This is a genomic window from Pseudoalteromonas sp. ASV78, assembly GCF_047806705.1.
GTDB lineage: Bacteria > Pseudomonadota > Gammaproteobacteria > Enterobacterales > Alteromonadaceae > Pseudoalteromonas > Pseudoalteromonas prydzensis_A.
This window is the reverse complement of sequence record NZ_JBLOPA010000002.1, coordinates 159415-173184: the sequence shown is the minus strand read 5'-3', so window position 1 is coordinate 173184 and position 13770 is coordinate 159415. Positions and strand designations below refer to the sequence as shown.

At 42.1% G+C, this 13770-nt stretch carries 9 protein-coding genes; 4 read left to right on the top strand and 5 right to left on the bottom strand.

Annotated elements, in window-relative coordinates:
- Positions 1-171 precede the first annotated feature (171 nt).
- From ACMVDV_RS18940 to ACMVDV_RS18925, 4 genes are all read right to left on the bottom strand, one after another.
- Positions 172-837: a class I SAM-dependent methyltransferase gene (locus ACMVDV_RS18940; protein ID WP_304181015.1), complete on the bottom strand. Its 666-nt coding sequence runs from the start codon at positions 835-837 to the stop codon at positions 172-174.
- Between the two features lie 12 nt (positions 838-849).
- Complete coding sequence (locus tag ACMVDV_RS18935; protein WP_416159225.1) at positions 850-4503, bottom strand: AAA family ATPase; 3654 nt, start codon at positions 4501-4503, stop codon at positions 850-852.
- On the bottom strand, positions 4500-5741 hold the full coding sequence (locus ACMVDV_RS18930; protein WP_416159224.1) for an exonuclease SbcCD subunit D: 1242 nt from the start codon (positions 5739-5741) through the stop codon (positions 4500-4502). Before ACMVDV_RS18930 ends, ACMVDV_RS18935 begins: the two co-directional genes overlap by 4 nt.
- Before the next feature lie 75 nt (positions 5742-5816).
- The gene (locus ACMVDV_RS18925) at positions 5817-6056 is read right to left on the bottom strand and encodes a hypothetical protein (protein WP_304181009.1); all 240 of its coding nucleotides are present in this window, start codon (positions 6054-6056) and stop codon (positions 5817-5819) included.
- A 459-nt stretch (positions 6057-6515) separates the two neighbouring features.
- On the opposite strand from ACMVDV_RS18925, the gene ACMVDV_RS18920 reads away from it, so the two are divergent.
- From ACMVDV_RS18920 to ACMVDV_RS18905, 4 genes are all read left to right on the top strand, one after another.
- Complete coding sequence (locus ACMVDV_RS18920; protein ID WP_416159223.1) at positions 6516-8957, top strand: M1 family metallopeptidase; 2442 nt, start codon at positions 6516-6518, stop codon at positions 8955-8957.
- Entirely contained in the window at positions 8957-9475 is a 519-nt protein-coding gene (locus ACMVDV_RS18915; RefSeq protein WP_304181005.1) for a DUF6702 family protein, read from the top strand. Before ACMVDV_RS18920 ends, ACMVDV_RS18915 begins: the two co-directional genes overlap by 1 nt.
- 167 nt (positions 9476-9642) lie before the next feature.
- Entirely contained in the window at positions 9643-10269 is a 627-nt protein-coding gene (locus ACMVDV_RS18910; RefSeq protein WP_416159222.1) for an HAD family hydrolase, read from the top strand.
- Positions 10270-10447: 178 nt separating this feature from the next.
- The gene (locus tag ACMVDV_RS18905) at positions 10448-11173 is read left to right on the top strand and encodes a YebC/PmpR family DNA-binding transcriptional regulator (protein ID WP_416159221.1); all 726 of its coding nucleotides are present in this window, start codon (positions 10448-10450) and stop codon (positions 11171-11173) included.
- Between the two features lie 192 nt (positions 11174-11365).
- Here the strand turns inward: ACMVDV_RS18905 and ACMVDV_RS18900 are convergent, their stop codons facing one another.
- On the bottom strand, positions 11366-13543 hold the full coding sequence (locus ACMVDV_RS18900) for a malate synthase G (RefSeq protein ID WP_416159220.1): 2178 nt from the start codon (positions 13541-13543) through the stop codon (positions 11366-11368).
- Between the last annotated feature and the right edge of the window lie 227 nt (positions 13544-13770).

Sequence of the window (13770 nt, the reverse complement as noted above, 5' to 3'; positions counted from 1 at the left end):
AAGATGAACGTATAGCCTACCAGTATTTCAGTTGAAGTCAAGTTTATAGGTACAGATAAGGCGGTAATAACTAATTCGCTAGCATAATTACCAGTGTGTTGAGTTTTAACAACATTAAAGTTTACTAATAAGCTCAACCAGTACTTGTATAGGTTGAGCTTATTAAAACTCTTAACGTTTTTGAATTACATAGCCACTAAAGCCTAGCGCTTTAAAATACAATTTAGGCGCATTATAGCCTGCATTATCGAGTAGCTCCGAAAGACGTAATCGGTCTAACGGATAAAACTCATGCTCAAAATTATGCTTCATTCGCTCTACCCCAATATCAGTTAATCCTAACTGTTGGCAAAGACTAAACTGTGCATCACGTTCAAAGCTTGTTTCTGGGCGCATTAAATCTGCTAAATACAATTGCGCAGATGGCTTTAATTGTTTGGCAACGGCTCTAAGTAGTGATTTTTTATCGCCATCATCGGCTACAAAATGCAGTACCAATAAACACAATGCGGCATCAAAAGTATCAGTTAATTGCTCAACAGCGCCAACATGGATTTTTACGCGATCACTTATTCCTAAATCTGCAAAGCGTTTTTGACCAATATTGAGCATATCTGTTGAAATATCTTGAGCTGTGAAATGCCAGCTTGGATTGAGTGCGGCAAGCTCTGCAATATCTTTTCCGGTGCCTGAACCGACAACTAGAATATGTGCATTATCGCCCAGAGTTGCTTTTAGCTGTACTGCTGTTGTTGTATGTAATAAATCATAACCTGGGACTAAACGAGTGATCCGTGAATCGTACTCGTTAGCTTCTTCATGTGTAAATGTTGGCATCAAATCAATCCTTTAAATTATAGAGACAGTTGAATAACCACCGGGCTTTTTGGCTACATGAACCTGCGTTGCAACCCGTTCGGTCATTTGTGAAACATGGGAGATAACTCCGACTTTACGCCCTTGCGCTTGTAATGAGTCAAGTGCATCCATGGCAATACTGAGAGTTTCACTGTCTAACGTACCAAAGCCTTCATCAATAAACAAAGAATTAATACTAACTTTATTTGATGATAGCGAAGCAAGCCCCAACGCTAGTGCCAGCGACACTAAAAACGACTCACCACCGGAGAGCGTATTTACCGAGCGCTGTTCATCGGCCATGTCTTTATCAACAATCGCAATATCTAAGCTTTGCTCTATGGCTGTTAATTCATAGCGTTTATTCAGTGTTCGCAAATGGCTATTGGCATAATGCAGCAATATTTTTAAGGTTTGGGTTTGTGCTAAATTTCGCATGGTCTTACCCGTTGCATCCCCCAGCACTTTATTTAACAGATGCCATTGCTCAACTTGCTGTTGCAAGGTGGCGAGTTGCTGTTGTTTGGTTTGCAGCGCTTTACTGTTTTGGTCATGCTGCGCAAGCGCGGTATTGAGCTCCAGTTGCGATTGCTGCAGTGCGTTTTGTTGTTCGGTTAGTGTCGTTAACTGCGCTGTAAGCTCAGCCTCTGTTTGTTGCGGCTTATCACTACTTTGGTGTTGAGTATGGGCGTTTTGCTGTTGTTTTAACGCGGCATTTGCATCGACTAATGCTTGTGTTAATTGCTCATGTTGCTGCAATTGCGCTTTAATTTCATCACCGTTTAGAGTTAGTAAAATAGCGATCTGTTCGTGACTAGCATCGGCATATTGGCTTTTAAATTCAGCAAACCATTGCTCGTAGCGTGTTGTTAACGTGGTTTGTTCTTGGTTGTTTTCCTGTAAACGTTGCTGATGGTTATTAACTGTAATGGCCTGCTCGTCACGCTGTTTTATCGCATTGTCATGGGCTTGTTGGCTTTGTGTTAGTTGTGCTTGGCATTGCTCGCAGTGCGCAGCGAGTTTTGCTTGGTAGTCGTCTGCGCTGATGTGCTCATTATTAAATAATGCCAAACGCTCACTTTGAGTGCTGCTATGTTGCTGCTGCGCCTTCGCTAAATCCGTTGTTAACGCTTTTAACGTTTGTGCGTTTTCACTAATGAGCGGGTTAAGTTGCTGGATTTTTTGTTCGCTACTATCGAGTTGTTTTTGAGTTTCTTCAAGCAAACTTTGAGTTTGCTGGTACTGCCCTACCCGCTGAGCTAACTCATTGAGGTCGAGCGTATTGTTTTGCAGTTGCTGCCAAAAGTCGCTTTGCGCAAATTGTGCACTTAGGGCATGGGTTAACTCATGTAGTTGTGAACTTAGCTCACTGTGCTTGTTACTCAGCTGGGTTTGTTGATGGGTTAAATCAACGTGTTGGCCGTGTAACTGCTGCTGAGCCTGTTGCTCTGCTTTGAGGCTATTTTGCAGCTGATTTACTTGTTCTTGTAAGTCACGCTGGCGTTGTTGCACCTTAAAATACTGTGCTTTTTGTTCGTTTAGTTGCGCATAGCGCATGTCTAACTGCTCTGCAGTTAAATTATTCAGTTCACTGCGCGTGCTTTGCATGGTGTTGTTAATTTCAAGCTGCTTAGTCTGCGCATTGTGTATCGCCTGATTTAGCTGCGTATGTTCTGCAACCAACAGCGCATGCTGAGTTTGCTGCTGGTGCAGCTGTGCTTGCGCGTGTTCATAGTGTTGTTTTGCATGCGTATAATCACTTTCAAAGTCGGCGATTAAGTTATTTAATTGCTGGTTTTGATTAGTTGCAAATGGGTGCTCAGTAGCGCCACAGACAACACATGGCTCGTTAAGTGTCAGTTGAGCACGTAACTGCTCAACACTTTCACTGGCGCGCAGTCGTGCTTGGTTAAGCGCATTCTCGCTGTGTTTAAGTGTTTGTTCGCACGTAACTAAATTTTGCTTTAATGCCGTTTGCTGTTGTTCGCTTTGGCTCAATTCACTAACAAGGTTGCTCTGTTGTTGCGTGCTTTGTTTTAGTTCTTGGCTAAATTGCTTGTAGCGTTCGCGCTGCTCTTTTAAGTAATCAATATTTTTCAGCTGGGCATCACCTTGTTCAATATTAAATTGGCTTTGCTGCTGGTTTAGCTGGTTGAGTGCGGTTTGCTGATTCAGCACAGCCTGCTCACTCACTGCAACTTGGTTATTTTGCGCTGCCAGTTGCTCATTGTGTTTCGACAGCTCTACTGCTAATTGTTTACTCTGTGCAGCGGTTGTATTTAATTGCTCGGTGGCGCTTATAAATTGCTTAAAACTGTGTTGAAAGTAAGCCCAATCACTCGCTAATGGTTTAAGTTGGCTGTGTTGACTTAACCATTGTTGCTGCTCAGCGTTAAGCTTAGCGGCTTCAGCATGCGTTGTTTTACTTTGCTCAAGTTGCTGCTGTAAACTTGTTAATTGTGTTTGTTCTTTTTCAGTTTGTAGGCTGGTGCTGGTTATAGTTTGCGTATAGATAGCTAATTGGCTATCTAGCTCACGGGCTTTGGCAATCAGTGGTTCAGCACTTTTCTGTTGCTGCTTAGCTGTTTGCAAGGCTGTACTGTGCTTTGCAAGTGAATTGGCAAGGTTTGCAATCAGTGTCGTATGATCAATACTCTTTAACTCAGTTAACTTGGTGTTTAGCTCATTATTTTGTGCCGTTAAGCTAGTAAACCGACTACGGTTGTCTTTAATTTCCAGGGCACTTTTTGCCTGTTGCGCCTGCTCACTTTGCTTTGCTACAGCTGCAAGAGCGGCGTGGGCTTGTTGTTGGTTTTGTTGTGCTTGGTTTAGAGCTTGCGCTAAGCTATTGGCTTGTTGATACCAATTAACGCCTCGCTCGGTGTCAGCTGCTGCTTTTTTTGCGTGCTCAATTTGCTGTTTTAATTCTGTAAGCTGGTTAGTTTTTGCTGCCAATTCTTCATCGCTAAGCAAGGTGTAACTGGCTAAACTGGCTTTGAGTAGTGCCAAACTATTTTTTTGCTCTTGATAGCGCTCATAAATACGCTTACCAATTAAGCTAAATTTATCGGTGCCGGTTAGGCATTCTAAAAGTTGCGCTCGCTCATCGCCAGTGGCTTTTAAAAATGCCGCAAACTCGTGTTGTGCTAGTAAGACAGCGCGCGAGAATTGCTCAAAATTAAGTCCAATAATACGTTCGACTTCTTTACTGGTCGCACTTTTATTACTAACAAGTAACGACTCATCCGGAAGACTAGATAGTTTATGCTCAGCAATTTTTAGATTGCCATCGGCTTTGCTTCGCGCTCTCGATATTATGTAGCGTGCTCGATACAGCTGTTTGTCTTGGCCAACAAAATCAACCTCTGCGTGGCCTTGCCCGGTGCCTCGTCTTAATAAATTACGCGGATCATTAAGCTTAATAGTGTCGCCATTAAAATCAATGACATTGCCTTTATCGTTGCCGAGTCTTGCTGTTTTTGCATAAAGGGCTAGGCAGATGGCATCGAGTATGGTGCTTTTTCCTGCCCCGGTATCGCCGGTTATGGCGAACAACCCTGCATCTTTTAAGGGGGCTTTGGTAAAGTCTATTTCAGCATCAACAATTGAGGCTAAATTATGAATGCGTACTGCGGTTATTTTCATAGTTGTTGCTCCGTCAGTTCACTTATCACCTCGTTTAAAAGTGTTTTTAGTGCATCGGGTACGCTTTGCCCAGCCATGTCTTTATTATTTGCAAACGCTTGCTCTAATAATGTTTGTGGGTTGAGCATTTCGACTTGGCTTAAATCTTCAAACACAGCGCTGTTTTGCTGTTTATTTATTTGCCGTACTCGTTCTATACCACAAAAATTTACCGCTTTATTTTCCAGTGCTTTTTCTATTTGTTCTCTAAAGGTGGTATCGGTATCTCCAGCACTGAGCTTTACTCTTAAATACGGCGCTTGGCTGTAACGGCTTAGATCCAAATTCGCTATTTGTTCGCATAATTGTTCGAGGGGCACACACTCCCCTTCAGGCAGCAGCATAACCTCAGTTGCACGGGGAATGTAAAGGGGGTTTACAGTAACCTCAATATGATTGTTGGTAGTGGCTGTGAATTCAACAACGCATACTTGATGCTTATAGTTGCGCTCAGAGAACGACATCGGCATTGGTGTGCCGCTATAGCGGATAGTGTCAGACTTTGCGACTTGCTGTGCTTTATGTAAATGCCCAAGTGCCACGTAGTTTGCCTGGCTACTAAAGATCTGTGCAGTGACCGATTCTTCACCGCCAATAATTAAATTACGCTCTGAATCACTGGAAATATCGCCACCTTTAGCATGCAAGTGGCCCATGATGATCAAAGGTGTCGAGGCGGGTTTATCTTTGAGTGCGCAATCGCTACTAAGTTGATACGCTTTTGCAATACCTTGAGCGTAATCATGACCGTTTTCAGTATTACTTAAGGTGGTAACGTCACTGGCGCGTAAAAATGGCATAGCGACGATATGAGCGTTCACTGAGTCGGTATTTAAACGGATCACAACATCATCAGGGTTATTTACATCAAAACGCCCTACTACGTGAGTATCAAACTGTGCCAGTAAAGGTTTTGCGGTCATGATCCGATTTGCAGAGTCATGGTTACCTGCAATAATCACTATCTGTAATGTTGGGCAGCGCTTTTTAACATTTTTGATGAACTGATAAAGTTGATTTTCACTGCTAGCAGGCGGTGTGGCTGTGTGATAAATATCACCTGCAACTAACAGTAAATTGATTTTTTCACTGACGAGCGTGTCGATCAACCAGCTAAAAAACTGCTGGTGTTCATCTGCACGGTGATGTTCATAAAATTGTTGGCCAAGATGCCAATCTGAGGTGTGTAAGACTTTCATGTCACGCTCTTAAAATCAGTTAAGAGCGTCAATATACCCAAGCTAAAATAAGATGCAAGGGCATAGTAGCAATCTTTAAGGGCTGAGGTTATACCAAGCAAAAATCACAATCGGTAATGCCAATAACGCCATCACTAAGGGGAATTTTAATGCTTTGGTTTGCTTGGCTTGTAACACTTTTAATGCATTAGTTTCATTACAGGCCGCCACCTTATCAATATAAAAGTAGCCTGAATCTAGATACTGTTTACAACTTTGTTCATCTGCTGGAATTGCAATCAATTCTTGTTGTTTTTTTAGGATATAAAAATCCATATGCCCACCGCATTTTACTTGTATGTTGAAACATATTTGAAAGGAAAAGCCATGCTTTTAAATCCCTCAAATTAAAAAAGTGGGCGATTTTAAATACAAATGACCATAAAGGTCAACTAAAGAATTCACTATTTAGCGATTAATCTAAAAATAGCCGAAATTGGGCCCAAAGTTATGGGTATAACCATCAAACTACTGCATAAAGCAAGCCAGTTTTACGTTTTAAATTTTGTTTTGGAAAGTGATTGCAAGCGCCCTTTTTGTCGCAGGCTGCTATTACTTCGACAAAATACATTGGCTACTGTAAACCCCCTTTACAAGGTGTTTACGAGTAGAATTAATCTGTATTTTCAAATATGTCATTTTTTACCCTATAAAAGCGGCGGTTTATCGCTATTTTATTGAATAACTCAGGCCATTTTGACACAGTAAGATCACGAAAATTTAACAGGATTAATTATGCAAAAAGCAGTGATAACTTTAGGGGCTTTGTTTTTACCATTAGCGCTCTCAAGTTCTGTTTTGGCTTCTTCAGTTGAACAAACAAAAGGCAGTTATGTTGATAAGTTTCGTCAACTTGATGAAGCTCTGCCGACTCCGAACGTATATCGCAGTGCCGCTGGCGAGCCCGGTGAAAAATATTGGCAACAGAAAGTTAATTACGATATTGACGTTACTTTAGATGAGCAAAAGCGCCGTTTAACAGCAAGCCAAACCATTGAATATAAAAATAACTCGCCACATACGCTTAAGTATTTATGGCTGCAACTCGATCAAAATATTTTTAAAAGTGATTCAATCGCAGAACGTACAACAACCTTTAACGCTGATAAATTACAAGGTCGCCCAGACGACAAACCGGCCAAGTTAAGCTTAGCGCAACTTCGTCGTCAGCAATTTATGAGCGATAATGAGTTAGGTTTTACGGTAGCTAATGTTAAAGATGAGAGCGGTAAAGAGTTAAATGTTACTGTGGTTGATACGTTAATGCGGATTGATCTGAACGAGCCGCTTAAGCCTGGTAAAGATGTTGAGTTCAGTATGAACTTTGCTTTCAACATTGTTGAGGAAGATGCCGTCGGTGCTCGCTCAGGCTATGAACACTTTGCAGAAGATGGTAATGACATATTTTTACTTGCGCAGTGGTTCCCGCGTTTAGCCGCATATACAGACTATGAAGCTTGGACTAACAAAGCGTTTTTAGGCAGTGGTGAGTTTACCCTTGAATTTGGTGATTATGATGTTGAGATCACTGTGCCTGCAGATCACATCGTATCAGCAACCGGTAAACTTGATAATGCCAGCAGTGTGTTAACGCGTACTCAGCGTAAGCGCTTAGAACAAGCTGAAAATGCGCAGCGTCCTGTATTCATTGTCACTGAAGAAGAAGCGCTCGAGAACGAAAAACAAGGCACAGATCAAACCAAAACGTGGCGCTTTAAAGCCGAAAACGTACGTGATTTTGCCTGGGCTTCATCACGTAAATTTATGTGGGATGCCAAAGGTTATCAGCAAGGTGGTAATGAACAGCCGTTAGTGATGGCGATGTCATTTTACCCCAAAGAAGGTGGCGATTTATGGAAAAAGTATTCCACAGAAGCTGTGATCCATACCATGCAAGTGTATTCTCGCTATTCGTTTGACTACCCATATCCGGTTGCGCAATCTGTGAATGGCCCTGTAGGTGGCATGGAATATCCAATGATCACCTTTAATGGCCCACGTACTAAACTACAAGATGATGGTTCTCGTACTTATTCGCAGGCCGAAAAACGCTTTTTAATCGGTGTGGTGATCCATGAAGTAGGTCATATTTACTTTCCAATGATTGTTAACTCCGATGAGCGGCAATGGACCTGGATGGATGAAGGCTTAAATAGCTTTTTAGATGGTGTAGCTGGACGTGAATGGGATCCAACTATTCCATGGGGCGTAGAGCCGCGCGATATCGTCGCTTATATGAAGTCTGAAAACCAAGTGCCTATTATGACGCAGTCTGACAGCGTATTGCGCTTAGGCCCTAATGCCTATACTAAGCCTGCTGCCGCATTGAATATTTTGCGTGAAGTTATTTTAGGCCGAGAGTTATTCGACTTTGCCTTTAAAGAATATGCCCAGCGCTGGAAATATAAGCGCCCTACCCCTGCTGATTTCTTCCGTACTATGGAAGAAGCGTCTGGTGTTGATTTAGATTGGTTCTGGCGTGGTTGGTTTTACAGCACAGATCATGTTGATATTTCGTTAGATAAAGTCTATCAATTGCGTTTAGACACCAAAAATCCAGACATTGATTTTAACCGCCTCCGTGATATTGAAGCGGCTAAACCAATGCCTTTATTCGTTGAGCGTAATAAAGCCGAAGGTAAGAAATTATGGGTTGAAGAAAACCCAGACGTGACTGATTTCTATGACGCCAATGACCGCTTTACTGTGACTAATAAAGAGCGTAACGCGTATAACAAGTTCTTAAAAGGTTTAGAGCCGTGGGAAAGGAAAGTACTGGATCGCGCCGTTGCAGAAGATAAAAATTACTATGTGCTGGAGTTCTCAAATTTAGGTGGCTTAGTGATGCCAATTCTACTTGAACTGACTTATGAAGACGGCAGTAAAGAAGAGCAGTATATCCCTGCTGAAATTTGGCGTCGTAATCATAAGCATGTGCAAAAGCTTATTATCACCGATAACAATAAGCCACTTGTGTCAGTGTCTGTTGACCCTCGCTGGGAAACGGCTGATGTCGATGTTGAAAATAACAACTACCCCCGCCGTATTATTCCATCACGTATTGAAGTGTATAAGCGTGATAAGAGTAAAGCGAAAGTCAGCCGCGATATCATGCATGATAGCAAAACTGAATTAAAGAATGATCAAGAGAAAGATGACGCTAAGGAACAACAATAATGCGTTTTTTGCTCATTACGCTTGCTATGTTAGTTGCTGCGCCTGCGCTGGCGCATCAACTGAAAGCGTCTGTAACCACGGTTTTATTTAATAAGCGTACTAACAACATCGAGTTGATGCATCGTTTTTATTTACACGATACCGAGCATGCTGTGGAGCATTTATTCCCTGGCAGTGCTGATATTATTAGTAATAAAAAAGATCAACAACGCTTTGCAGACTATATAGAGTCGCATGTAGCTCTGCAAACACTTGATGGACAGCCATTAGAGTTGCAGGAAGTGGGCGCGCAAATAGATGGAAAGTTCTTTTGGGTGTACCAAGAAGCGCCCATTCCTAAAGATATTAAAGGTATTCGTATGAGTCATGGTGCGCTGCGTGATTTATGGCCTGCACAAGTCAATATGGTTAATGTTGAAGGTAAAGGCAAAGTGAAAACACTGCACTTTACCCAAGATGACACTTGGCTAGAAGCGCGCTTTGAACCAGCGAATACAGCGGTAGAGCAAACTAAGTAGGCAAATTTAATAGTCCCCCAACCGACGCGCACAGTAGTTTTGTGCGCGTTTTTTATTAATTTTTTATATTAAATATTAATATGTTTCTTTTCATATCCAATTAGTTAAACTATCTTATAGGGAGTTAAGTTATGCGGATGAAAATGAAGTAATATACAAGGAATGATATGAATATGCATCAGAGCATGGTCACTGGGGTCATTTTTGATTTAGATGGCACGCTTATGTCATCGGAGTTAGATTTCACCCTGATAAAGGCACAAATTGGTTGCCCAGCAGAGCTCGATTTACTTAGTTTTATAGCCCAGCTTCCTTCGCCCTATATGCGTGAAGAAGCAATGAATATTGTTCACCAGCACGAGCTTATAGATGCTCAACACGCCGTTCTTCTACCTGGTGTAGCGCAGGCTATTGCACTGTTAAAAGATCAAGCGCTACCGATGGCAATCGTAACGCGTAATTATGACCGCGCAGCTGCACTTAAATTAAAAAAAAACCCATTGCCTATCCACACTGTACTCACTCGCAGTGATGCACCAGCAAAACCTGATCCTAGTGCCTTAAATGCAATTGCAACATTATGGGGAATGGAGCAACAGCATATACTTTATGTAGGCGACTACCTTTATGATATCCAAGCCGCACATAATGCTAATATGCGAGCCTGCTTATATGCACCGAGCGATATTCCTGCGTATGCCAATCAAGCCGATTACATTGTAAAGCACTTTTCTGAATTACCTGGGTTAATAAATCAATTAAGTGAAAAACAGCAACAATCTCGGATCTCATAGTCCACTGTTTAACGAATTTTTATTATTATGTTAAATAGCATGTTGTTTTATTTTTATTAATACTAAGCCATAAAAAATTAAATATCTAATCGTAATTTTGTAGCCATTTAATCACTAGCTGAAAACTGCGTGAATTGTTAAAATGGCGGCAATATCGAGTTTCCAATAGAGGCATAAGATGGGCAGAGCATTTGAAGTCCGTAAAAACGCCATGGCAAAAACAGCCAATGCGAAGACCAAAGTTAATTCTAAATACGGCAAAGAAATTTACGTTGCGGCAAAAAATGGTGAACCTGATCCAGAAGTAAACCAATCTCTGAAACGTTTAATCGAACGTGCCAAGCGAGATCAAGTTCCTGCGCATGTTATCGAAAAAGCGATAGAAAAAGCAGCAGGTGGTGCCGGGGAAGACTATTCAACAGCACGCTATGAAGGTTATGGCCCTGGTAATTGCATGGTGATAGTTGACTGTTTAACAGATAACCCAAATCGTACTATCAAAGATGTTCGCTTACCGTTCACTAAAACAGACTCTAAAATAGGCACGCCAGGCTGTGTAGCCCATATGTTTGATCACTTAGCTGTGCTTGGTTTTTCGGGGGATGATGATGAAGTGGTGCTTGAAGCGCTGATGATGGCTGATGTTGATGTTACTGACGTTGAAGTGGAAGACGGTAAAGTATCTGTATTTGCCCCTCATACTGAATATTACAAAGCAAAAACCGCGCTAGAAGATGCATTTGCAGATATTAACTTTGAAGTTGACGAAATTACCTTCGTACCGCAAGTCCATGTCGATATCACTGATCCGGACGACATCGCTAATTTTGAAAAGTTTATAACTATGCTTGAAGATTGTGATGACGTACAACATGTTTATCACAATGCAACGGTTGTTAGTTAAGTAAAGCTAGCGAGAGTAAAGTTAGCTAGGATAAATCTTGCGTAAGATTACGCCGTTGTTTTGAAAGCGCATTATTTTTAATGCGCTTTTTTGTTGGTTGCTGAATGTTAGCCATTCATTGTAGTTATGAATAGCTAATAAAAAAGCCAGCCCGAGGGCTGGCAATATGACACTAACAAACTCGAAGGAGAGTTATTGTTGCGCTTTAAACTTTATACGAAACGCATGCAATAATGGTTCAGTATAGCCACTAGGCTGCTTAACCCCTTCTAACACAAGGGCTAGGGCGGCTTGGTAGGCAATACTTTGCGCTAAACTTTGCTCAGAATCAGCCATCGCAATATAGTTAGCATCGCCCTCATTTTGACCATCCACAACTTTAGCCATTTTGGCCATGGTGTTTTCTATTTGCGCTTGTGTACACACTCCGTGATGCAACCAGTTAGCCATATGTTGACTTGATATACGCAAGGTTGCTCTATCTTCCATCAAGCCTATGTGGTTAATATCAGGTACTTTAGAGCAGCCAACGCCTTGATCAATCCAGCGCACCACGTAACCTAAAATACCTTGTGCATTGTTATCAAGTTCGGCCTGAATGTCTTCTTTAGTTAAACTATTCGGATCGACCATCAAAGGTGGGGTGAGTAGCTGCGTTAAACTGGCTTGTTGACGTTCAGAGATGGCTTTTTGGCAGGCAAATACATCAACATCATGGTAGTGCATAGCATGTAACGTAGCAGCAGTCGGGGAGGGAACCCAGGCGGTGTTTGCGCCAGATTGCGGATGGGCAATTTTTTGCTCCATCATTAATGCCATTTTATCAGGCATTGGCCACATACCTTTACCGATTTGCGCGCGGCCACTTAAGCCGGTTTGCAAGCCGATATCAACATTACGATCTTCATACGCGGCTATCCAAGGTTGTTGTTTAATTGCTGCTTTTGGTAGTACCACACCGGCTTGCATTGAAGTATGAATTTCATCCCCTGTGCGATCTAAAAAGCCAGTGTTAATAAATACAACGCGCTCTTTTGCTGCTGCTATACAGGCTTTAAGGTTGACAGAAGTGCGGCGCTCTTCATCCATAATGCCCATTTTCACGGTGTTTGCAGGAAGCTGTAGTAACTGCTCAACGCGGCTAAATAGAGTGTTTGTAAAGGCGACTTCTTCCGGGCCATGCATTTTGGGTTTTACAATATTGATACTGGCTGCGCTGGAGTTTTTAACTGGGCTATTACCTTGTAAGTCATGCAGCGCTGCAGTGGCTGTGATCACCGCATCCATAATGCCTTCAAATACATCCCGACCTTGGCTATCTTGTATTGCAGGATTAGTCATCAAGTGGCCAACATTACGGATGAACATCATACTGCGGCCTTTTAAAGTCAACGGTTGGCCATTAACCCCGCTGTAGTTGCGATCTGGCGCCAGTGTACGCTCAATGGTTTTACCTTCTTTAGTGAATGATTCAACCAGCGTGCCTTTCATTAAACCAAGCCAGTTTTGGTAAACCTGCACTTTATCTTCGCCGTCAACGGCGGCAACGGAGTCTTCACAGTCCATTATGGTTGTTAATGCGGCTTCTAGCACCACGTCTTTTAAACCGGCTTTATCGGCGTTACCAATTGGGTGATTGTGGTCAATTTGTAGCTCAATGTGTAAGCCGTGACTGAGCAGTAAAATAGCCGTTGGATTTTGTGCTTCACCTTGAAAACCAACAAGTTGTGTTGGTTGTTTTAACCCAGTTTGTGAGCTATCACGTAAGGTGATAAAAAGCTGTCCATTCACTACCGAATAATTAGTGCTTTCGATATGTGAGCCATTTTCAAGGGGGATGGCTTTATCTAAAAACTGCCTTGCATAGGCCATTACTTTAAAGCCGCGAACAGGATTATAAGTGCTGCCTTTTTCGGCTCCATCCACTTCACTTAACACATCAGTGCCGTATAAAGCATCGTATAACGAGCCCCAGCGAGCGTTTACAGCATTAAGAGCAAAGCGTGCATTGCTTACTGGCACAACGAGCTGCGGGCCTGCGGTGTGTGCTATTTCAGGCTCTACATTATCGGTTTCAATGCAAAAATCTTCTGGCTCAGCAACCAAATAGCCAATATCGGTTAAAAACTGTTGATAGTGCGCAGCATCCCAGTGGGTGTGTGCAACATGGTAGCTATCAATCTGATGTTGTAGATCTTCACGTTTAATAAGTAGTTGGCGGTTGATGGGGCTTAAATCATCAATAATATCAGCAAATCCTTGCCAAAAATGCTGTTCGCTAATGCCGGTGCCAGGTAGCAGTTGTTGGTTAATAAAGTCGGCTAATTGGTTATTTACAGTTAACCCAAACTGGCTGTGAGAGGTGGTCATAATCGGTATCCTTTTAAACGGTTGCGGTGTTAATTAAATGACGATTGTAGATTGTCGTGCTGTAACCATAACTCAAAAACGACCGCTCAGTGTGGTTTTGGCCATTCATAAAGTATATAGCCAGCATAACAACTATAAATTTACTAAATCTGAAAAATCAGCCTAATGTTGAGTTAAGCGCTAACGAGCTGATACTCATTAGCCTCTCTCACAACCAGCAATATTAA